This is a genomic window from Streptomyces sp. NPDC048664 (assembly GCF_040650555.1).
Classification (GTDB): Bacteria; Actinomycetota; Actinomycetes; order Streptomycetales; family Streptomycetaceae; genus Streptomyces.
Window position 1 is genome coordinate 100,800 of record NZ_JBEZHK010000021.1, and the last position, 20,016, is coordinate 120,815.

Here is a 20,016-nt window from a genome sequence, read left to right on the forward strand (position 1 = left end):
GTCGTATGCACTCCCGGATGGTCATCATGTACAGAACGTCCGACGGGTCCGCCGTTCCGCTGAACATATTGCCCAGCCAAAACACGAACTATTGCGCACCCTGCGAGTAGGGGTGAGGCTGCGTCTATGACCCAGACCACACACCACACCCCCGACACCGCGCGTGAGGCCGACCCCTTCCCGGTCAAGGGAATGGACGCGGTCGTCTTCGCCGTGGGCAACGCCAAGCAGGCCGCGCACTACTACTCCACCGCCTTCGGCATGCGGCTCGTGGCGTACTCGGGACCCGAGAACGGCAGCCGCGAGACCGCGTCGTACGTCCTGGAGAACGGCTCGGCGCGGTTCGTCCTCACCTCCGTCATCAAGGCCGACACCGACTGGGGCCGCTTCCTGGAGCGGCACGTGGCCGAGCACGGCGACGGCGTGGTCGACCTCGCCATCGAGGTGCCGGACGCGCGGGCCGCGTACGCGTACGCCATCGAGCACGGCGCCACCTCGGTCGCCGAGCCGTACGAGCTCAAGGACGAGCACGGCGTCGTCGTGATGGCCGCCATCGCCACCTACGGCGAGACCCGCCACACGCTGGTCGAGCGCACCGGCTACGACGGCCCCTACCTGCCCGGGTTCGCCGCCGCCGACCCGATGGTGGCGCCGCCCGAGCACCGCACCTTCCAGGCCATCGACCACTGCGTGGGCAACGTCGAACTCGGCCGTATGAACGAGTGGGTGCAGTTCTACAACAAGGTCATGGGCTTCACGAACATGAAGGAGTTCGTGGGCGACGACATCGCGACCGAGTACAGCGCGCTGATGTCCAAGGTCGTGGCCGACGGCACGCTCAAGGTCAAGTTCCCGATCAACGAGCCCGCCGTCGCCCAGAAGAAGTCGCAGATCGACGAGTACCTGGAGTTCTACGGCGGTCCCGGCGTCCAGCACATCGCGCTGAACACGAACGACATCGTGCGCACGGTGCGGACCATGCGGGCGGCCGGAGTGCAGTTCCTGGACACCCCGGACTCGTACTACGACACGCTCGGCGAGTGGGTCGGCGACACCCGGGTCCCCGTCGAGACCCTGCGGGAGCAGAAGATCCTCGCCGACCGCGACGAGGACGGCTATCTGCTGCAGATCTTCACCAAGCCGGTCCAGGACCGCCCGACGGTCTTCTTCGAGATCATCGAGCGCCACGGCTCCATGGGCTTCGGCAAGGGCAACTTCAAGGCCCTGTTCGAGGCCATCGAGCGCGAGCAGGCCAAGCGCGGCAACCTCTGAGGGCTGACTCCCCGTGTTCCGCGAGCTCCACGGGGGGCTCGCGGACCACGGGGAACGGGGGCGGTGCGGGCGGGGTTCCCCCCGCCGCCCGGGAGTGCGACGCTGTGATCATGAGCCGTATCGAAGCCCGCAGCGACGAGGACACCGGCAGCCTGCTCGACCGCCTGCGGGCCGGACTGCCCGCCGAGGCCGTGCTCAGCGATCCCGGCGTCACCGCCTCGTACGCGAACGACATGGCGAGCTTCTGCGCGGCCGGCGCGCCCGCCGTGGTCGTGCTGCCGCGCACCGTCGAGCAGGTCCAGCACGTCCTGCGGACCGCGACCGCGCTGCGTGTCCCGGTCGTACCGCAGGGGGCCCGCACCGGCCTGTCGGGAGCGGCCAACACCACCGACGGCTGCATCGCGCTGTCCCTGACCAAGATGGACCGCATCCTGGAGATCGACCCGGTCGACCGGGTCGCCGTGGTCGAACCGGGCGTCGTCAACGCCGCGCTCTCCCGCGCCGTCGCGGAGCACGGCCTGCACTACCCTCCCGACCCCTCCAGCTGGGAGACGTGCACCATCGGCGGCAACATCGGCACGGCCTCGGGCGGACTGTGCTGTGTGAAGTACGGCGTCACCTCCGAGTACGTCCTCGGCCTGGACGTCGTCCTCGCCGACGGACGCCTGATGTCCACCGGCCGCCGCACCGCCAAGGGCGTGGCGGGCTACGACCTCACGCGGCTCTTCGTCGGCTCCGAGGGCTCGCTCGGTGTCGTCGTCCGGGCGACCCTCGCCCTGAAGCCGAAGCCGCCCCGGCAACTCGTGCTCGCGGCCGAGTTCGCGTCCGCGGCCGACGCCTGCGACGCGGTGTGCCGCATCATGACGGGCGGCCATGCGCCCTCCCTGCTCGAACTGATGGACCGTACGACCCTCAAGGCCGTCAACGCCCTGGCCCGCATGGGGCTGCCGGAGTCGACCGAGGCCCTGCTCCTGGCCGCCTTCGACACCCCGGACCCGGCCGCCGACCTCGCCGCGGTGGGAGCGCTCTGCGAGGCGGCGGGCGCCACCCAGGTCGTCCCGGCCGAGGACGCCGCCGAGTCCGAACTGCTCCTGAAGGCGCGGCGCCTGTCGCTCACGGCGCTGGAGGCGGTCAAGGGCACCACGATGATCGACGACGTGTGCGTGCCCCGCTCCCGGCTCGGCGAGATGCTCGAAGGGGTCGAGCGGATCGCCGAGAAGCACCGGCTCACCATCGGCGTCTGCGCCCACGCCGGGGACGGCAACACCCACCCGACCGTCTGCTTCGACGCCCGGGACCCGGACGAGTCCCGGCGCGCCCGCGAGTCCTTCGACGAGATCATGGCCCTGGGCCTGGAACTGGGCGGCACGATCACCGGCGAACACGGGGTGGGCATCCTGAAGAAGGAGTGGCTGGCCCGCGAACTGGGGCCGGTGGGAGTGGAGATGCAGCAGGCGGTCAAGCACGCCTTCGACCCCCTGAACATCCTCAACCCGGGCAAGGTGTTCTGACGGGGCCAGGGAGGCGGCGCCCCCCTGCGCGCTCACTCCTCGTCCGCGGCCGGGGCGCCCTCCTGGGAGCGGCTGAGGAGTTCGGTGACGGCCCTGTCCATGCCGAGCAGCGCCGTCTCCGTGCCCGGGGGCACCACGCGGAGCGTGCGCTCCAGCCACAGCGCCACCGGGAGCGCGGGCGCCTCCAGCAGGGCGTCGCCGTCCGGTGAACTCAGGGCCATCAGGACCACGTCCCGGCCCCCGACCTTCGTCGGCCACACCCGCACGTCACCCTCGCCGCACGGCCGGAACACCCCTTCCACCAGCAGGTCCCGGGCGAAGGCCCACCCCACCGCGTGGCCGGGGGCGATGTGGAAGGTGACGTGCACCGCGTACGGGTCGTCGGCGCGGTAGGCCAGCCTGGCCCGGACAGGGACGCTGCACTCGGGCGACACGATGAGTTCGAGCTCCAGCTCGCATTCCACCACGGTGTTCACGGGACGCCGCTCCTCTCGGGTACCAGGGCCGCCGACGGGCTGGCCCATACGAGTGAGAGCGGGCCGGCGGGGAGGCATTACGCGAGTCCCGCCGAGTTCCTCCGAGAGAGCGTTTCCTTTTGGGTGAGGTCCGAATCCTTCCGAGTCTGCGAAGGACCTGCACGTCGCCGCCCGGAACGGGATGGCTCCGGGCGGAGCGGCGGTACTGTCACCCTGGTTCTGATAGATGTGGATGTCCACATGACTCCCCGAGCAGATACGGGACGACGGACATGAGCGCCCCCACCCCGGCATCCGGTGACGACAGGCCCCGCGAGGGCTACTACCCGGATCCTTCCATTCCTGGATATGTCCGGTACTGGAACGGTGTGGCCTGGGTGCCGGGCACCAGCCGCCCGGCACCCAGCGACGGCCTGCCGCTGTCCCCGCCGCCGGGTGCCCAGCCCGTCGCGCACGCCGCCGCGCCCGTTCCGCTTCCGCAGCAGGGGGCGCCCGCGGCACGGCCCGCCGTGGAGGAGACCGGCCCGCACTTCTTCGACGAGGACCCGGCGGAGGGCCCGGCCGCCCCGGGCCCCGCCGCGTCGCAGCACGGCAGCCGCCCCGAGCCCGCCTCTGCCTGGGGCGCCGACCGCTCCCGGCAGACGGGCTTCGGCCGCGAACAGGACCGGGTCTCCTGGGGCGCGGCGGGGGACCCCCGCTCCGCGCTCGCCGGACGCCCCGACGGCACGGTGACCCGGATGGACGGGACCGCGATGATCCCGCCCGCCGAGCCCGAGGCCGCCACCGACTCCGGTGCCTCCCCGGGGCCGGAGGGCACGGTGGTCTTCCGGCGGCAGGCCCGCGAGGAGGCCCCCGGAGCCAGGGACGCCGCCGAGGGCACCATGGCCTTCCGCGCGCTCACCCCGCGCGCGGGCGAGCGGAGCGGGGGTGCGGCGGCGCCCGGGCCCGCTCAGGGGCAGCGCGACCCGAGCGCTCAGACCGCCGCCGCCCGCCAGGCCCTGGGCCTGGACCCGCAGCTCCCGAAGCCGCAGCTCCCGAACCCGAACCCGAGTCCCGCCCCGCAGCGGTCCGCTCCGCAGCACTCCGCGCAGCCGCGGCAGGCGAAGCAACCCCAGCAGCCGCAGCCGCAACAGGCCGCCGTCCCGCAGCAGTCCGCCTCCCCGGCCGCCGCGCCCCTGACCGCGGGCCCCGGCGGCGGCCAGCCCTCCTGGGCCCAGCAGGTGCACCGGCTCGCCGACCCGGAAGCCCAGGGCGAGGGGCCCGTCGCCCCCTGGAAGCCGCCGGTGGACGACCCGTTCCAGGCGGCCGCCAGAGCCCAGGCCGCGGTCCGTCCGGCGGGGCTCGGCAAGCGGCTGGCCGCCCGGCTCCTGGACACCCTGGTGCTCGCGGCCGTCACGGGCGTCGCCGCGGTGCCGCTGGGCACCAAGGCCATCGACCACATCAACGACAAGATCGACGCGGCGAAGCTGTCCGGCCAGACCGTCACCGTCTGGCTGCTCGACGGGACCACCTCCGTGTACCTCGGCGTCGTGCTCGCGGTCCTCCTCGGTTTCGGCGTCCTCTACGAGGTGCTGCCCACCGCCCGATGGGGCCGCACGCTCGGCAAGAGGCTGTGCGGCATCGAGGTGCGCGACATCGAGGCCCACGAGCCACCGTCCTTCGGCCCGGCCCTGCGCCGCTGGCTCGTCTACAGCGTCCCCGGCCTCGTCGCCGTCGGCGTCGTCGGCGTCCTGTGGTGCCTGTTCGACCGCCCCTGGCACCAGTGCTGGCACGACAAGGCGGCCCACACCTTCGTGGCGGGCTGACCCGGACGGCCCTGTACGGATGCGGAGACGGGGGGTTCGCGGTCGACTCGGGCCATGAGCACCGAACCGCCGCCCCCCGGCTCAGGAGACTCCCCGGACGACGACCCGTTCCGGAAGCCGCCCCCGCCCCCGCCGTCCCGGGGCGGTGGCGCGGAGCCGCACTGGGGCACGCCGGCCGGCGGCGAGCCCCCGGCCCCCGGAGGGCCTCCCCACGGCACGCCCGGGCCGCCACCGGGGCAGCCTCCCCACGGCACGCCCCCGCCCGGCTCCGGCGACCCCTACGGCACGCCCCCTCCGTACGGTGCCCCCGGCGGCCCTCCGCCGCCGGGAGGGGCACCGGGATCAGGCCCCTACGGCGGCGCCTCGGGTCCCTACGGCGGCGCCTCGGGTCCCTACGGCGGCGGCGCGGGGCCCCACGGCCCGTACGGCGGCGGTGACGCGGACCCGCTCGCCGGAATGCCCCCGCTCGCGGACGGCGGCAAGCGTGTGCTCGCGCGGATCATCGACATGATCATCGTCGGGATCGTCGTCCTGCTGCTGTCGCTGGCGTTCCACACCGCCGAGTACGACATCAACGCCGACAACGTGGACACGGGCCGGTCGCTGGGCCAGTCGATCATCGCCGCCGTGCTCTACGTCGCCTACGACACGATCCTGATCGCCCGGTCGGGACAGACGCTCGGCAAGAAGCTGCTGAACATGCGCGTCGCCAACCTCAAGGACGGCTCCACCCCGTCCGTCCAGGCCTCGTTGATCCGCGCGGCGGTGCTGTGGCTGCCCTTCGCGTTCTGCTGCGCCTGCGTGTGGACCGCGATCTGCGGCGGCTGGAGCTTCTTCGACAAGCCCTACAAGCAGGGGCTGCACGACAAGGCGGCCAGGACGGTGGAGGTCAGCACCGGGCCGTCGTAGCGGACACCGGGGCGTCCACGAAGGCCCCACCGCTCAGGAGTTCGCCGGTTCGTGCACGGACTCGGACGCGTGCACGGACTCATGGGCCTTCGCGCGCGGGGACCCCACCGGCGCCGGCGTCGTCGTGGACGCCGGCGCCGACGCGCGCCCGCCCGCACGCCGGCCGCCCCCGCGCCGCCGCACCGCCCCGGCCGACGCGGACTTCGGCAGCGGGACCGTCAGGGCGACCAGAAGCCCGAGCGCGAGCGCCGCGAGGGCGATCACGGTGATGCCGAGGACCGAACTCGTCCGTGACAGCAGCAGCATGGCGAGCGTCGAGAGGATCACGGTGCAGCAACCGTAGGCGAGCTGTGCGGCGTTGGGACGAGGCATGGCCATTCCTCGGGGTGGGGGCCTCCCCTCGTGCCTCCTGCGACGTGTGTCTCCTGCGGTGGGGGAGGGGCGGACAACGTCGGACTCTATTCGCCTGCATGCCCGAGGGGAACGGCCGGTAAGCGTGACCCGACGCACGGTGCCGGTGCACAGGGGGCGCACAGGGTCATACCCCCCTGCCACCTCGCCGGATGTGCGCGCCGGGCGTCGCGCTGCCACACGGTGCGCATAGCGAACGCCTCGATCCATTAATGCACTTGGTATGTCCAAGTCAAGATCTGTCTTTTCTCTTAAACCTCCGGTCAAATGTCGTCACTTGACACACGTGCACACCGGGCGCGCACCCTCCATGACCAGGACTCCTCCGTCGCGCGCCCAGGTCGGCGCGTCGGGGAGGATTCCAAGTGACAGGCAGATCCTGGACGTTCAGAGCGGGCGCGACCCTCGTCGCGATCGCGGCGGCCACCGCCGGTTTGTCCGCGTCCGCCGTGGCCGCGGGTGGGCAGAGCGGCCCGCGGACCGCCGCCGCGAACCGGCACGATCCGCAGCCGGTGAACAGCCGGAAGCACGACTTCGACGGCCCGTTGAGCAAGACCCAGGACGCTCAGCGCGAGGAGGCGCTGAACCGGGTCATCACCGGCAAGGCCGCCGTCGCGAACCGGGGCTCCTCGAAGGTGGTGAAGCTCGCGAACGGCAAGTACGTCGAACTGGCCCGCGAGCGGACCGACAAGATCTTCACCATCCTCGCGGAGTTCGGGGACAAGACGATGCCGCAGTACGGCGGCACCGCCGGCCCGGCGCACAACCAGATCGCCAAGCCCGACCGCTCCAAGGACAACAGCACGGCCTGGCAGGCGGACTACAACCGCGCGCACTACCAGGACCTGTACTTCTCCAAGGACAAGCGCAAGACGTCCCTCAAGCAGTTCTACGAGAAGGCCTCCTCCGGCCGGTACTCGGTCGACGGCACGGTCCAGGACTGGGTCAAGGTCGACTACAACGAGGCCCGCTACGGCTCCAACAAGTGCTCCACCTGCGCCTGGAACCTGGTCACCGACGCCCTGAACAAGTGGGTCGCCGACCGCAAGGCCGAGGGCGAGAGCGACGCCCAGGTCAAGGCCGAGATATCCCAGTACGACAAGTGGGACCGGTACGACCACGACGGCGACGGCAACTTCAACGAGCCCGACGGCTACATCGACCACTTCCAGATCGTGCACGCCGGTGAGGACGAGTCCGCGGGCGGCGGCGCGCAGGGCGAGGACGCCATCTGGGCCCACCGCTGGTACGCGTACGGCACGGACGCGGGCAAGACCGGCCCCGAGGGCAACAAGCTCGGCGGCACCCCGATCGGCGGCACCGGCGTCTGGGTCGGCGACTACACCATCCAGCCGGAGAACGGCGGACTCGGCGTCTTCGCCCACGAGTACGGCCACGACCTCGGCCTGCCGGACAACTACGACACCACCGGTGCCGCCGACAACTCCACCGGCTTCTGGGACCTGATGTCCTCCGGTTCCTGGCTCGGCACGGGCAAGAACAGCATCGGCGACACCCCCGGCGACTTCACCGCCTGGGACAAGCTCCAGCTGGGCTGGCTGAACTACAAGACCGCGACCGCCGGCGCCAAGTCCACGGCGAGGATCGGGTACTCGGAGTACAACACCAAGAACCCGCAGGCCCTGGTCGTCACCCTGCCGAAGAAGACCGTCACCACGCAGCTGATCCCCCCGGCGAGCGGCTCGTACCAGTGGTGGAGCGGCAGCGGCAACGGGCTCAACAACACCCTGACCCGTGACGTCGACCTGACGGGCAGGACGTCGGCCTCGCTGTCCCTCAAGGGCTACTACGACATCGAGAAGGACTACGACTTCCTCTACACGGAGGTCTCCAGCGACGGCGGCGCCACCTGGAAGGCGCTGGACGGCACGGTCAACGGCGCCGCGATCCCGCGCGACGCCAGCGGCGCGCCGGTCCTGACCGGCACCCTCGACAAGTACGCCGACCTGGTCTACCCGCTCGACGCCTACGCCGGTAAGAAGGTCAAGCTGCGCTTCCGTTACACCACCGACACCGGTGTCGCGCAGAAGGGCTTCACGGCCGACGACATCACCATCACCGCCGACGGCGCGGCCCTCTTCACCGACGGCGCCGAGAACGGCACCGGCACCTGGACGCCGAGCGGCTTCTCGATCAAGGGCGCGTCCTTCAGCGGCGAGTTCCCGCAGTACTACATCGCCGAGAACCGCCAGTACGTGTCGTACGACAAGACCCTCAAGGTCGGCCCGTACAACTTCGGCTTCCGGAACACCAAGGCGAACTGGGTCGAGCACTACGCGTACCAGAACGGTCTGCTGATCTGGCTGTGGGACACCTCGCAGTCCGACAACAACGTCAGCGCCCACCCGGGCGAGGGCCTGATCCTGCCGGTCGACGCGAACGCGAAGCCGCTGAAGTGGGCGGACGGCACGTACATGCCCGTCCGCGTCCAGAGCTTCGACTCCCCGTTCAGCCTCAGCCGCACGGACGCGCTCACGCTCCACAACAACGGCGTGGCCGTGAAGATCAAGAGCCGGCCCGGCGTCCCGGTCTTCGACGACCACAGGGGCACGTACTACTCCACCGAGACCCCGTACGCGGGCGTCAAGGTGCCGGACACCCACACCAGGATCCGGCTGACGCACCAGACGCGGGACGGCTCCGTACTGACGGTCGCGGTCACCCCGTCGAAGTAGCGAACCCCCGGACGATCATGTCCGGCGTGGTGATGCTCACAAACTGAACCTTGTTTTCGCAGGTCAGAGCATGATCGGCCGTGGCCCTCTAGCGGGTCGCGGCCGATCGTGTTTAGGTGCGTCCTGTAGCCGACTTATTGACACCAGGTCTCACGGGGGTGTGACACACGATGGCCGCAGGAGGTTTCTGCAAGCTGCCGAACGGCAGCGTGGTGGTCGCTCTGAACCTGCCCAGCACGGGCTCGGGCAGCGGATTCGTCCGCGTGCTCGTGCTCGCCCAGAACCGCGCCAGGGCGCTGACCCGGCTGCGCAACCTGGGCATGCGGGCGGTGTACCTGCGCGGCAACGCGGCCCCGCCGACGCCCGACGAGGTGACGGCCGTCCTGCACCATCCCGACGGCCTGATATGGCGCACGGCCCCCGGCGGGGCGGGCCAGGAGCCGCCCCAGGAGCTGTGGCACCCGATCAGGGCGCTGCGCAGGCGGGAGACGGCCGCGCGGGCGTCGTAGCGCCCCGTGGAGCGGCGGGGTCAGGAGACGACGGGCTTGCCCGACAGCTCCACCCCGGCCTGCCGCAGCTCCTCCAGCGCCCGGTCCGTGCTCTCCTGGGCCACCCCGGCCGTCAGGTCGAGCAGCACATGGGTGCGCAGGCCCAGCCGCGCGGCGTCCAGCGCGGTGGCGCGCACGCAGTGGTCCGTGGCGATCCCCACGACATCGACCTCGTCGACCCGGCGCGACCGCAGCCAGTCCCCGAGCGTCTCCCCGTTCTCGTCGACGCCCTCGAAGCCGCTGTACGCCGCCGAGTACGCCCCCTTGTCGAACACGGCGTCGACGGCGCCCGAGGCGACCACGGGGGCGAAGTTGGGATGGAAGCCCACGCCCTCCGTGCCCGCCACGCAGTGCGCGGGCCAGGAGTGGGCGTAGTCCGGGTTGTCGGCGAAGTGGCCGCCGGGTGCGATGTGGTGGTCCCGGGTGGCGACGACATGGCGGTAGCCGGCCGGGGCCTGCCCGATCAGCTCGGTGATCGCGGCGGCCACGTCCGCACCTCCCGCCACCGCGAGGCTGCCGCCTTCACAGAAGTCGTTCTGCACGTCTACGACGATCAGGGCGCGGCGCATGATCGGTGTCCTTCGGCTCGGCGCGGTCGGGGGAGTCCTGTCGACCCATCGAGCGTAGAGACTCCGGGGGCCGGACGGGAGGGGGCGTGACGGGGGCGGCGGGGGTCCGTGCGGGGGCGTGACGGGGTTCCGCGCAGTTCCCCGCGCCCCTGGGGGGGGGTGGTGCGGTGGGGTGTTCCGTGCGGGTCGGTCGGGGGGTTTGCGCGGTTCCCCGCGCCCCTGGGAGGTGCGGGTTGATCGGGGGACTCGTGCCGTTCCCCGCGTCCCCATCGGGCGTGGGGTGTCAGATGTAGTCGGTCGGTAGGACCGGCTCGCCGCGGGAGAGCTGGGTGGCCGACAGGGGCAGGCCGGAGCGCGCGGTCCTGTGGCGGCCCCGTGCGGTGTCCAGTGGCTCGCGGGCCACCACCTGGCCGCCCTTGACCAGCTGGACCAGCAGCTGCCGGTCCACGAGGTCCGCCGGGACCGGCCCGGTGCCGATCACCTCGGCCTGCGCCACCCCGTGCTCGTCCAGCCGCCGCGCCGCCCACTTGCGTCCACCGACGGACGACTTCCCGCCCACCGACTTCTTCGCCACCGGCACCAGCGGTGCCGCGGGGTCCGACGACTCGGCGCGGGCGACGAGCTTGTACACCATCGAGCACGTCGGATGCCCCGACCCCGTCACCAGCTGGGTGCCCACCCCGTACGCGTCCACCGGCGCGGCGCGCAGCGACGCGATGGCGTACTCGTCCAGATCGGAGGTGACGACGATCTTCGTCCCGGTCGCGCCCAGCTCGTCCAGCTGCCGCCGCACCCGGTGCGCGACCAGCAGCAGATCACCGGAGTCGATGCGCACCGCGCCCAGTTCGGGCCCGGCGACCTCCACGGCGATCCGTACCGCCTCGGTGACGTCGTAGGTGTCCACGAGCAGGGTGGTGCCCCGGCCCAGCGACTCGACCTGGGCCCGGAAGGCGCCCCGCTCGGTGTCGTGCAGCAGGGTGAAGGCGTGCGCGGACGTCCCGACCGTCGGGATGCCGTACCGGAAGCCCGCGGCCAGGTCCGAGGTGGTGGTGAAGCCGCCGACGTACGCGGCCCGCGCGGCGGCCACCGCGGCGAGCTCGTGGGTGCGCCGGGCGCCCATCTCGATCAGCGGCCGGCCGTCGGCGGCGGACGACATGCGGGAGGCGGCGGCTGCCACGGCGGAGTCGTGGTTGAGGATGGACAGGACGACGGTCTCCAGCAGCACGCACTCCGCGAAGGAGCCCTCCACGCGCAGGACCGGCGAGCCCGGGAAGTACACCTCGCCCTCCGGGTAGCCCCAGATGTCACCGGTGAAGCGGTAGCCGGCGAGCCACTGCAGGGTCCTGTCGTCCACGACGCCGCGCTCCCGCAGGAAGGCCAGCACGCCCCCGTCGAAGCGGAAGTTCTCGACCGCGTCCAGGACGCGCCCCGTCCCGGCCACGACACCGTAGCGGCGGCCCTCGGGCAGCCGCCGGGTGAAGACCTCGAAGACGGAGCGCCGCTCGGCGCTGCCCGCCTCCAGGGCGGCCCGCAGCATCGTCAGCTCGTAGTGGTCGGTGAAGAGCGCAGTGGAGGGCACGTCCACCGGCAGCCCAAGGTCCGCAGTGTTCATGACCGTCGATCGTACTCCCATTTCGTCAGACTGACGATTTCGATCCGCGGAGTGTCCGGACGGGGCCGGCGGGGCCGCGACGGTGCCCATGTGTGCGCGCCCTGCCGTGTGATGGCAGCATGGGCCGTGTGACGGCTCCCGCACCCCTAGAGATCGAAAAGACAGAGTCGGCGGAGGAAGAGTTCGCCGTACCCGAACCCGATGTCCCGTGGGTGACGATCGTCCACAACGACCCGGTCAACCTGATGAGCTACGTGACGTATGTCTTCCAGGCGTACTTCGGCTACTCGAAGGACAAGGCCACCAAGCTCATGCTCGACGTCCACCACAAGGGCCGGGCGGTCGTCTCCAGCGGCAGTCGCGAGGAGATGGAACGCGATGTGCAGGCGCTGCACGGATACGGTTTGTGGGCCACCCTCCAGCAGGACCGGAAGTAGCGAACTCCCCGATGTCAGGACACTTCGAAGCGCTCCCCGGCGGCGGCGCCTCCGTCGCACTCGACGACGTCGAGATCTCCATCATCCGCTCGCTCGCCGTGCAGCTGCTGGAACTTGTCGGCCCCGGCACCGCGCCCGAGGGCGGCGAGGACCCGCTCGCCGAGCTCTTCGCGGAGGGCCCCAGCGAACCGCCCTCCGACCCGGTGCTGCGCCGGCTGTTCCCCGACGCGTACGGCGGCCCGGACGCTGAGCGGGCCTCGCCCGGGGAGGCCGAGGAGCGGCGCGAGCACTCCGCCGAGTTCCGCCGCTTCACCGAGAACGACCTGCGCGCCCGCAAACGCGAGGACGCCCTCGCGGTGATCCGCTCCCTGGACTCGCTCGCCTCCTCGGAGCGGGGGGCGACCGGCGGGGGGAGCGGCGGCGAGAGCGGTGGCGTCCTCAAGCTGTCGCGCGAGGAGTCCGAGCGCTGGCTCGGCGCGCTGAACGACCTGCGCCTCGCGATCGGCTCCCGCCTCGAGGTCGCCGACGAGGACGACACGGAGCAGCTCTTCCGGCTGCCGGACGAGGACCCGCGCAAGCCGATGGTGATGGCCTATCTGTGGCTCGGCGGTCTCCAGGAGACCCTCGTGGCGACCCTCATGCCCTGAGCACGCCCCGAGCGCCCCCACCCCGTCCTGGGGGTGCGGGGCGACATGCGGCGGCATGTGGATATGTGCGCGGCATGGGTGAGTGCCGGACCGTGACCTGCCGTTCGCTCAGCGGACGCTCAAATCCGGATAACGATCGCGTCACCGCTGTGGCCTGATATGGCCGTTCAGGTGGTTGTTGTCCGGTTCTTCCTGTGTCGTGCGCCACAACGCCTCCGGCCGATCAATGGTGCGGCCGTGATACATCTTCACGACCGCCCGACAGGACACCACCCAGGTCCGGTCGGGTGCGCCACCGAGCCGGCGGACCGCCGGCCAGGCACAGCTCCATCACATCCGGGGGGTTCGGACAACGGGCCGACGCCAGGCGACTGACTGGCTCGGAACGGCGTGGAGAAAGGCGCACCAACATGACCTCATCGCAGGTCGGCAAGCAGTACGACGGCAGTGAGGCCGTGGGCGGCGCCCCCGAGGAGGGGTACGAGCGCGGGCTCGGCAGCCGTCAGGTCCAGATGATCGCGATCGGCGGCGCCATCGGCGTCGGACTCTTCCTGAAGGCCGGCGGCAACATCGCCAAGGCCGGTCCCAGTCTCATCTTCATGTACGCCCTCGCGGGCGTGATCATCTTCTTCATCATGCGGGCGCTCGGCGAGCTGCTCCTGTACCGCCCGGTCTCGGGCTCCTTCGCGGAGTACGCCCGGGAGTTCCTCGGCCCGTTCTTCGGCTACTTCACCGGCTGGACGTACTGGCTGATGTGGGTGGTCACCGGCATGGCCGAGCTGACGGCCGCCGCGATCTACGTGAACTACTGGTTCCCGTCCATCCCGCAATGGGTGACGGCCCTGGTCTTCCTGGTGGTGCTCTTCGGGGCCAACCTGATCTCGGTGAAGCTGTTCGGCGAGCTCGAGTTCTGGTTCTCGATGGTCAAGGTCACCGCGCTCATCGGCATGATCGTCATCGGTCTCGGCGTGCTGACCTTCGGCTTCAGCTCCGCCGGCGACACCGCCTCGGTCTCCAACCTCTGGCAGTTCGACGGCCTCTTCCCGCACGGCATCGGGTCCTCGCTGATGACCCTCCAGGGGGTCATGTTCGCCTACCTCGCCGTCGAGCTGGTCGGTGTGACGGCCGGCGAGTCGGAGAACCCGGAGAAGACCCTGCCCAAGGCGATCAACACCCTGCCCTGGCGCATCGCGATCTTCTACGTCGGCGCCCTCACCGTGATCCTGTGCGTGGTGAAGTGGACCGAGTTCTCCGAGGGGCAGAGCCCGTTCGTCAAGGCCTTCGCCGAGATCGGCATCCCGGCGGGCGCGGCCATCGTCAACTTCGTGGTACTGACGGCCGCCCTGTCCTCCTGCAACTCGGGCATGTACTCCACCGGTCGCATGCTGCGCACCCTCGCGGACAACAGCGAGGCCCCGAAGGCGGTCGGCAAGCTGTCGGCGTCCAAGACCCCGGCCCTCGGCATCACCATCTCGGTCGTCTTCATGGCCATCGGCGTGGTCCTCAACTACCTCGTCCCGGAGAAGGCCTTCGGCTACGTCACCTCGGTGGCCACCGCGGCCGGCATCTGGGCCTGGATGATGATCCTGATCAGCCATGTCATGTACCGCCGCGCGGTCCGCGCGGGCCGGCTGCCCGCCTCGCCCTTCCCGGCGCCCGGCGGCTCGGTGTGCAGCTGGATCGCGATCGTGTTCCTGCTGTTCGTCACCGGCCTGATCGCCTACGACAAGGACTCCCGTGTCTGCCTGTACGTGATGGCGGGCTGGGCGGTCGCCCTCGGCATCGGCTGGATGGTGCTGAAGGCCCGCAACCCGCAGATCACCCAGCGCCGCGAGCCGGAGCTGGAGAACGTCGGCTGAGGCCGATGCCACCGCGATAGCTCAGCATGTGGGCCGCTTCGTACCATCCCTCGGTACGAAGCGGCCCTTCTGCTTATCCTGACGCTCATGCTGACCATCACCAAGGCCCTGTACGACCAGATCGTCGCCCACGCGCGCGAGGACCACCCCGACGAGGCGTGCGGCGTGGTCGCCGGCCCGGTGGGCTCGGGACGGCCCGAGCGCTTCATCCCGATGCTGAACGCGGCCCGCTCGCCCACGTTCTACGAGTTCGACTCCGGGGACCTGCTCAAGCTGTACCGGGAACTGGACGACCGCGACGAGGAGCCGGTGGTCATCTACCACTCCCACACGGCGACCGAGGCCTACCCCTCCCGCACCGACATCTCCTACGCCAACGAGCCGGGCGCGCACTACGTCCTCGTCTCGACCGCCGACGCCGACGGTGCGGGCCCCTTCCAGTTCCGCTCGTTCCGGATCGTGGAGGGCGAGGTGACGGAGGAGGACGTCGAGGTCGTGCCGGCCTCCTGACCCCCGCCGCCCCGCCGACCTCGGCGATCGGTCACCGCATCTCAGCAGACGGTCACTGGGTGTTCGTCATCTGAGATCACATCCCGGAACCCGGACCAGGAATCGATACGATGAGCGCATGGTTCTGAACGACGTGTGCGAGATAACGCCGGGCGTCCCGCTCGTGGCGCGGCTGCACGTCGACCTGTGCAGGCTGAACAGCACCCTCTGTCGACGTACCGCTCCGCCCGCCGTACGGCCGTAGCCGCGGCGCGCCCCCATGCCGATCCCGGGGGCACCCTCTTCGCGCGCCCACACCGAATCGACGAACCCCTTTTCCGACAGGAGCCCACCGTCATGGCCATCGAGGTCCGCATCCCCACCATCCTCCGCCAGTACACCGACGGCCAGAAGGCCGTCGAGGGCAACGGGGAGACCCTCGCCGAGCTGCTCGCCGACCTGGAGACCCGGCACACGGGCATCCAGGCCCGCATCGTGGACGGCGGCGAGCTGCGCCGCTTCGTGAACGTCTACCTCAACGACGAGGACGTCCGCTTCCTCGACGGCATCAACACCAAGGTCGCCGACGGCGACAACGTGACGATCCTGCCGGCTGTCGCCGGCGGCATGGTCTGATCCGGATGCGCTACGACTCCCCGCTGGCCGCGGTGGGCAACACCCCTCTGGTGCGCCTGCCGCGGCTGTCGCCGTCCTCCGACGTCCGCATCTGGGCCAAGCTGGAGGACCGCAACCCGACCGGCTCGGTCAAGGACCGCCCCGCGCTGCACATGATCGAGCAGGCGGAGAAGGCCGGCCGGCTCACCCCCGGCTGCACCATCCTGGAGCCCACCTCCGGCAACACGGGCATCTCCCTGGCCATGGCGGCGAAGCTCAAGGGCTACCGCATGGTGTGCGTGATGCCGGAGAACACCTCGCAGGAGCGCCGGGACCTGCTGGGCATGTGGGGCGCCGAGATCATCCCCAGCCCGGCCGCGGGCGGCTCCAACACGGCCGTGCGCGTCGCCAAGGAACTGGCGGCCGAGCACCCCGACTGGGTGATGCTCTACCAGTACGGCAACCCGGACAACGCGGGCGCCCACTACGCGACGACCGGCCCCGAGATCCTCGCGGACCTGCCCTCGCTCACGCACTTCGTGGCCGGACTGGGCACCACCGGCACGCTGATGGGCGTCGGCCGCTATCTGCGCGAGCACAAGCCGGACGTGCGGATCGTGGCGGCGGAACCCCGCTACGACGACCTGGTCTACGGTCTGCGGAACCTGGACGAGGGCTTCGTGCCCGAGCTGTACGACGCCTCGGTCCTCACCACCCGGTTCTCGGTCGGGTCCGCGGACGCGGTGACCCGTACCCGTGAACTCCTCCAGCAGGAGGGCATCTTCGCCGGCGTCTCCACGGGCGCCGCGCTGCACGCCGCGATCGGGGTCGGCCAGAAGGCCGTCAAGGCCGGTGAGAGCGCCGACATCGTGTTCATCGTGGCGGACGGCGGGTGGAAGTACCTGTCGACGGGCGTCTACACGGCGGCCACCACCGAGGACGCCATCGAGACGCTCCAGGGCCAGCTCTGGGCGTGACGCTCCGGGGGCCGCGGCCCCCGATCCCCGACTCCGCCCCGATGAGGGCCGGTTGGGTGAGCACCTAGTCAACGATCGTCATCCGGACAACCCTTGTGCGCGCCAACCCCCTCCTATGAGGGGGCTAAGCGCTTTCCACGGACCGGCAAAGATCTCCACGCGCCACTGCCCGCCCTCCTTCCCGGCGGGTTACGTTCTGGCCGCACGCTGTCATGTCACGTTCATCGGAGTTCACAGGGCGTGTTCCCGGCGTCCTGAGTGTCCGATGCATCGGATGTGCCGGACGTGCAAGGTGTGTCAGCAATAGTGTCATGTTCATGACGTGTGTCCCACCGCCGCTACGCGCGTCACGGCGTGTCACCCAGCTTGTGAACCCCCACTTCCGGCTGTGGTTCCGCGTACGGCCCCACCCAGGCCACGCGCGGCGCCGGCCTCAAACCGAGAGAGGCAACACCTCATGCGTGAGTCACGCCCGAGCAAGCGGCGCAGGAGTCCTCGAAGACTCCTGAGCATCGCGTTCCCGGCACTCTCCCTCACCGTCGCGGGCTTCGTGGCGGCACCCGCCGCCGGGGCCCAGAGCGCGATCGACACCGCGCACTCCTCGCACCCCTCCCGCGCCACCCAGAACTCCCAGGCACTGACGTCCCCCTCGGCCCAGGCCGTCCACAGCACGGGCAAGGCGGGCCAGAAGGTCCCGACCGAGCACCTGTGCGCGACGCCGGCCGCGGGCCAGGCGTCCTGCTTCGCCCAGCGGCGTACCGACATCAAGCAGCAGCTCGCCGCCGCCCTGGCCGCGGCCGCACCCTCCGGCCTGAGCCCGGCCAACCTCCACAGCGCCTACAACCTGCCCACGACCGGCGGCAGCGGTCTGACCGTCGCGGTGGTCGACGCCTTCAACGACCCCAACGCCGAGTCGGACCTCGCCACCTACCGCTCGCAGTTCGGCCTGTCCGCCTGCACCAAGGCCAACGGCTGCTTCAAGCAGGTCAGCCAGACCGGCTCGACCACCTCGCTGCCCACCAACGACAGCGGTTGGGCCGGCGAGGAGATGCTCGACGTCGACATGGTCAGCGCCGTCTGCCCCAACTGCAACATCACCCTCGTCGAGGCGAGCTCCGCCAACGACAGCGACCTCGGCACCGCCGAGAACGAGGCCGTCACGCTGGGCGCCAAGTTCGTCTCCAACAGCTGGGGCGGGTCCGAGACCTCGTCCCAGACCAGCGAGGACACCCAGTACTTCAAGCACCCGGGCGTCGCGATCACCGTCTCCGCGGGTGACGAGGACTACGGCGCCGAGTACCCCGCCACCTCCCAGTACGTGACCGCCGTCGGCGGCACCGCGCTGAGCACCTCCTCGAACTCCCGCGGCTGGACCGAGTCCGTGTGGAAGACCAGCAGCAGCGAGGGCACCGGCTCCGGCTGCTCCGCCTACGACGCCAAGCCGAGCTGGCAGACCGACAGCGGCTGCTCCAAGCGCATGGAGTCCGACGTCTCCGCGGTCGCCGACCCGGCCACCGGCGTCGCCGTCTACGACACCTACGGCGGCTCCGGCTGGGCGGTCTACGGCGGCACCAGCGCCTCCGCCCCGATCATCGCCGGCGTCTACGCCCTCGCGGGCACCCCGGGCAGCGCCGACTACCCGTCGAAGTACCCCTACCAGCACACCGGCAACCTGTACGACGTGACCAGCGGCAACAACGGCAGCTGCTCCACCTCGTACTTCTGCACCGCGGGCACCGGCTACGACGGCCCGACCGGCTGGGGCACCCCCAACGGCCTGACCGCCTTCACCGCGGGCAGCACCTCCGGCAACACCGTGTCCGTCACCAACCCGGGCAGCCAGTCCACCACCACCGGCGGTTCGGTCAGCCTCCAGATCTCGGCCTCCGACAGCGCGGGCGCGTCCCTCACCTACAGCGCGACCGGGCTGCCGACCGGCCTGTCGATCAACAGCTCGACCGGCCTGATCTCCGGCACCGCGTCCACCGCGGGCACCTACCAGGTCACCGTCACCGCCAAGGACTCCACCGGCGCCTCGGGCTCCACCTCCTTCACCTGGACCGTCGGCACCGGTGGCGGCGGCACCTGCTCCTCCTCGCAGCTCCTGGGCAACGCGGGCTTCGAGTCGGGCAACACCTCCTGGACCGCCTCCAGCGGCGTCATCACCAACGACAGCGGTGAGGCGGCCCACAGCGGCTCCTACAAGGCATGGCTCGACGGCTACGGCTCCTCGCACACCGACACCGTGTCCCAGTCGGTGACCATCCCGTCCGGCTGCAAGGCCACCTTCACCTTCTACCTGCACGTCGACACGGCGGAGACCACCAAGACCACCCAGTACGACAAGCTCACGGTCACCGCCGGCTCCAAGACCCTGGCGACGTACTCGAACCTCAACGCCGCCTCCGGCTACGCCCAGAAGTCCTTCGACCTGTCGTCCTACGCCGGGTCCACGATCACCCTGAAGTTCAGCGGTGTGGAGGACTCCTCCCAGCAGACCAGCTTCGTCCTGGACGACACCGCCGTCACGACCGGCTGAGCCGTCACCGAGCCACAGGGCCCCGGCCGCCACGTGCGGCCGGGGCCCCCTCGTGGTGCCATGGGATCCGGATCGGCCGCAGATACGTCATACCCATGACAAGTGACCAGTACAGCGACCAGTACCGGAAAGGCGGCACTCCCCCCATGCGCCGTACGACGTTCCAGACGCTCCCCCGCACCACCGCCGTCACCGCCGGCCTCGGCGTCGCGGCCGCACTGCTCCTCGCCGGATGCGGCAGCGACAAGAGCTCCGGGACGGCGGGCAGCGATCCGGCGACCCCCTCGCGCCCGGCGTCCACCGCACCGTCGAAGCCGTCCGGCTGCGCACCCCGGCTCGAGCTGTCCGCGAAGGACAAGGGCCACACCGTCTGCCTGGCCGAGGGCGGCAAGATCGACCTCACCCTGGACGGCACCAAGGACCGGCCCTGGACCCCCGTCAAGGCCACCGGTGACGCGCTGAAGGCCACCAACGCCGGCATCGTCCTGCAGCCCGGCGACGCCACCGCCGCCTTCACCGCGGCCGGCACCGGCACGGTCCACCTGACCGCCACCCGCCCGCTGTGCCCCAAGCACAAGGGCAAGGTGTCCTGCCAGGGCATCGAGGAATGGACGGCGACGGTGACGGTGGCGGCGAGCTGAGCG

General features: G+C 70.8%; 18 protein-coding genes. 14 read left to right on the plus strand and 4 right to left on the minus strand.

What is annotated here, in order from left to right; translation table 11 throughout:
- Window positions 1-126: 126 nt before the first annotated feature.
- Both hppD and AB0C59_RS22705 read left to right on the plus strand, forming a co-directional pair.
- Complete coding sequence (gene hppD / locus AB0C59_RS22700; RefSeq protein ID WP_363007299.1) at window positions 127-1,272, plus strand: 4-hydroxyphenylpyruvate dioxygenase; 1,146 nt, start codon at window positions 127-129, stop codon at window positions 1,270-1,272.
- Window positions 1,273-1,376: 104 nt separating this feature from the next.
- Window positions 1,377-2,783, plus strand: coding sequence for an FAD-linked oxidase C-terminal domain-containing protein (locus AB0C59_RS22705; RefSeq protein ID WP_363007301.1), 1,407 nt, complete (start codon window positions 1,377-1,379; stop codon window positions 2,781-2,783).
- 32 nt (window positions 2,784-2,815) lie between these two features.
- Here AB0C59_RS22705 and AB0C59_RS22710 read toward each other — a convergent pair whose 3' ends face one another.
- Window positions 2,816-3,259 (minus strand): SsgA family sporulation/cell division regulator, encoded by a 444-nt coding sequence (locus tag AB0C59_RS22710; protein ID WP_363007303.1) that lies wholly within the window; start codon window positions 3,257-3,259, stop codon window positions 2,816-2,818.
- A gap of 272 nt (window positions 3,260-3,531) precedes the next feature.
- On the opposite strand from AB0C59_RS22710, the gene AB0C59_RS22715 reads away from it, so the two are divergent.
- Window positions 3,532-5,064, plus strand: a complete 1,533-nt coding sequence (locus AB0C59_RS22715; RefSeq protein ID WP_363007305.1) for an RDD family protein — start codon at window positions 3,532-3,534, stop codon at window positions 5,062-5,064.
- 54 nt (window positions 5,065-5,118) lie between these two features.
- Complete coding sequence (locus AB0C59_RS22720; RefSeq protein WP_363007307.1) at window positions 5,119-5,973, plus strand: RDD family protein; 855 nt, start codon at window positions 5,119-5,121, stop codon at window positions 5,971-5,973.
- A gap of 33 nt (window positions 5,974-6,006) precedes the next feature.
- Here the strand turns inward: AB0C59_RS22720 and AB0C59_RS22725 are convergent, their stop codons facing one another.
- The gene (locus tag AB0C59_RS22725; RefSeq protein WP_363007309.1) at window positions 6,007-6,345 is read right to left on the minus strand and encodes a hypothetical protein; all 339 of its coding nucleotides are present in this window, start codon (window positions 6,343-6,345) and stop codon (window positions 6,007-6,009) included.
- Between the two features lie 404 nt (window positions 6,346-6,749).
- Here AB0C59_RS22725 and AB0C59_RS22730 point away from each other — a divergent pair, with 404 nt between their 5' ends.
- Together AB0C59_RS22730 and AB0C59_RS22735 are read left to right on the plus strand one after the other, a co-directional pair.
- Window positions 6,750-9,080, plus strand: a complete 2,331-nt coding sequence (locus AB0C59_RS22730; RefSeq protein WP_363007311.1) for an immune inhibitor A domain-containing protein — start codon at window positions 6,750-6,752, stop codon at window positions 9,078-9,080.
- A gap of 170 nt (window positions 9,081-9,250) precedes the next feature.
- A complete protein-coding gene (locus AB0C59_RS22735) occupies window positions 9,251-9,589 on the plus strand; it encodes a hypothetical protein (protein ID WP_363007313.1) in 339 nt (112 codons plus the stop codon).
- A 20-nt stretch (window positions 9,590-9,609) separates the two neighbouring features.
- Here the strand turns inward: AB0C59_RS22735 and AB0C59_RS22740 are convergent, their stop codons facing one another.
- Entirely contained in the window at window positions 9,610-10,197 is a 588-nt protein-coding gene (locus tag AB0C59_RS22740) for an isochorismatase family protein (protein WP_363007315.1), read from the minus strand.
- A gap of 283 nt (window positions 10,198-10,480) precedes the next feature.
- Complete coding sequence (locus tag AB0C59_RS22745; RefSeq protein WP_363007317.1) at window positions 10,481-11,809, minus strand: nicotinate phosphoribosyltransferase; 1,329 nt, start codon at window positions 11,807-11,809, stop codon at window positions 10,481-10,483.
- Window positions 11,810-11,928: 119 nt separating this feature from the next.
- Here AB0C59_RS22745 and clpS point away from each other — a divergent pair, with 119 nt between their 5' ends.
- The 8 genes from clpS (at window position 11,929) to AB0C59_RS22785 (ending at window position 20,013) form a co-directional block, all read left to right on the plus strand.
- Window positions 11,929-12,246 carry an ATP-dependent Clp protease adapter ClpS gene (clpS, locus tag AB0C59_RS22750; protein ID WP_363007319.1) on the plus strand — a complete coding sequence of 106 codons (318 nt, stop codon included), beginning with the start codon at window positions 11,929-11,931 and terminating at the stop codon, window positions 12,244-12,246.
- Between the two features lie 11 nt (window positions 12,247-12,257).
- Window positions 12,258-12,893, plus strand: a complete 636-nt coding sequence (locus tag AB0C59_RS22755; RefSeq protein WP_363007321.1) for a DUF2017 domain-containing protein — start codon at window positions 12,258-12,260, stop codon at window positions 12,891-12,893.
- Between the two features lie 410 nt (window positions 12,894-13,303).
- Window positions 13,304-14,752 (plus strand): amino acid permease, encoded by a 1,449-nt coding sequence (locus AB0C59_RS22760; RefSeq protein ID WP_363007323.1) that lies wholly within the window; start codon window positions 13,304-13,306, stop codon window positions 14,750-14,752.
- Between the two features lie 87 nt (window positions 14,753-14,839).
- On the plus strand, window positions 14,840-15,262 hold the full coding sequence (locus tag AB0C59_RS22765) for a M67 family metallopeptidase (protein WP_363007325.1): 423 nt from the start codon (window positions 14,840-14,842) through the stop codon (window positions 15,260-15,262).
- A gap of 336 nt (window positions 15,263-15,598) precedes the next feature.
- Window positions 15,599-15,877, plus strand: a complete 279-nt coding sequence (locus tag AB0C59_RS22770; protein WP_363007327.1) for a MoaD/ThiS family protein — start codon at window positions 15,599-15,601, stop codon at window positions 15,875-15,877.
- Window positions 15,878-15,882: 5 nt separating this feature from the next.
- Window positions 15,883-16,833 carry a cysteine synthase gene (locus AB0C59_RS22775; RefSeq protein WP_363007328.1) on the plus strand — a complete coding sequence of 317 codons (951 nt, stop codon included), beginning with the start codon at window positions 15,883-15,885 and terminating at the stop codon, window positions 16,831-16,833.
- A 457-nt stretch (window positions 16,834-17,290) separates the two neighbouring features.
- Window positions 17,291-19,372, plus strand: coding sequence for a putative Ig domain-containing protein (locus tag AB0C59_RS22780; RefSeq protein ID WP_363007330.1), 2,082 nt, complete (start codon window positions 17,291-17,293; stop codon window positions 19,370-19,372).
- A 95-nt stretch (window positions 19,373-19,467) separates the two neighbouring features.
- Window positions 19,468-20,013 (plus strand): hypothetical protein, encoded by a 546-nt coding sequence (locus tag AB0C59_RS22785; RefSeq protein ID WP_363007332.1) that lies wholly within the window; start codon window positions 19,468-19,470, stop codon window positions 20,011-20,013.
- Window positions 20,014-20,016: the final 3 nt, after the last annotated feature.

Excerpts from the sequence above, each read along its gene's own strand:
- AB0C59_RS22785 (WP_363007332.1), top strand. The coding sequence starts at position 19,468 with ATGACAAGTGACCAGTACAGCGACCAGTACCGGAAAGGCGGCACTCCC.
- AB0C59_RS22725 (WP_363007309.1), bottom strand. The coding sequence starts at position 6,345 with ATGCCTCGTCCCAACGCCGCACAGCTCGCCTACGGTTGCTGCACCGTG.
- AB0C59_RS22775 (WP_363007328.1), top strand. The coding sequence starts at position 15,883 with ATGCGCTACGACTCCCCGCTGGCCGCGGTGGGCAACACCCCTCTGGTG.
- AB0C59_RS22780 (WP_363007330.1), top strand. The coding sequence starts at position 17,291 with ATGCGTGAGTCACGCCCGAGCAAGCGGCGCAGGAGTCCTCGAAGACTC.
- hppD (WP_363007299.1), top strand. The coding sequence starts at position 127 with ATGACCCAGACCACACACCACACCCCCGACACCGCGCGTGAGGCCGAC.
- AB0C59_RS22715 (WP_363007305.1), top strand. The coding sequence starts at position 3,532 with ATGAGCGCCCCCACCCCGGCATCCGGTGACGACAGGCCCCGCGAGGGC.
- clpS (WP_363007319.1), top strand. The coding sequence starts at position 11,929 with ATGGGCCGTGTGACGGCTCCCGCACCCCTAGAGATCGAAAAGACAGAG.
- AB0C59_RS22755 (WP_363007321.1), top strand. The coding sequence starts at position 12,258 with ATGTCAGGACACTTCGAAGCGCTCCCCGGCGGCGGCGCCTCCGTCGCA.
- AB0C59_RS22765 (WP_363007325.1), top strand. The coding sequence starts at position 14,840 with ATGCTGACCATCACCAAGGCCCTGTACGACCAGATCGTCGCCCACGCG.
- AB0C59_RS22760 (WP_363007323.1), top strand. The coding sequence starts at position 13,304 with ATGACCTCATCGCAGGTCGGCAAGCAGTACGACGGCAGTGAGGCCGTG.
- AB0C59_RS22720 (WP_363007307.1), top strand. The coding sequence starts at position 5,119 with ATGAGCACCGAACCGCCGCCCCCCGGCTCAGGAGACTCCCCGGACGAC.
- AB0C59_RS22770 (WP_363007327.1), top strand. The coding sequence starts at position 15,599 with ATGGCCATCGAGGTCCGCATCCCCACCATCCTCCGCCAGTACACCGAC.
- AB0C59_RS22735 (WP_363007313.1), top strand. The coding sequence starts at position 9,251 with ATGGCCGCAGGAGGTTTCTGCAAGCTGCCGAACGGCAGCGTGGTGGTC.
- AB0C59_RS22745 (WP_363007317.1), bottom strand. The coding sequence starts at position 11,809 with ATGAACACTGCGGACCTTGGGCTGCCGGTGGACGTGCCCTCCACTGCG.
- AB0C59_RS22740 (WP_363007315.1), bottom strand. The coding sequence starts at position 10,197 with ATGCGCCGCGCCCTGATCGTCGTAGACGTGCAGAACGACTTCTGTGAA.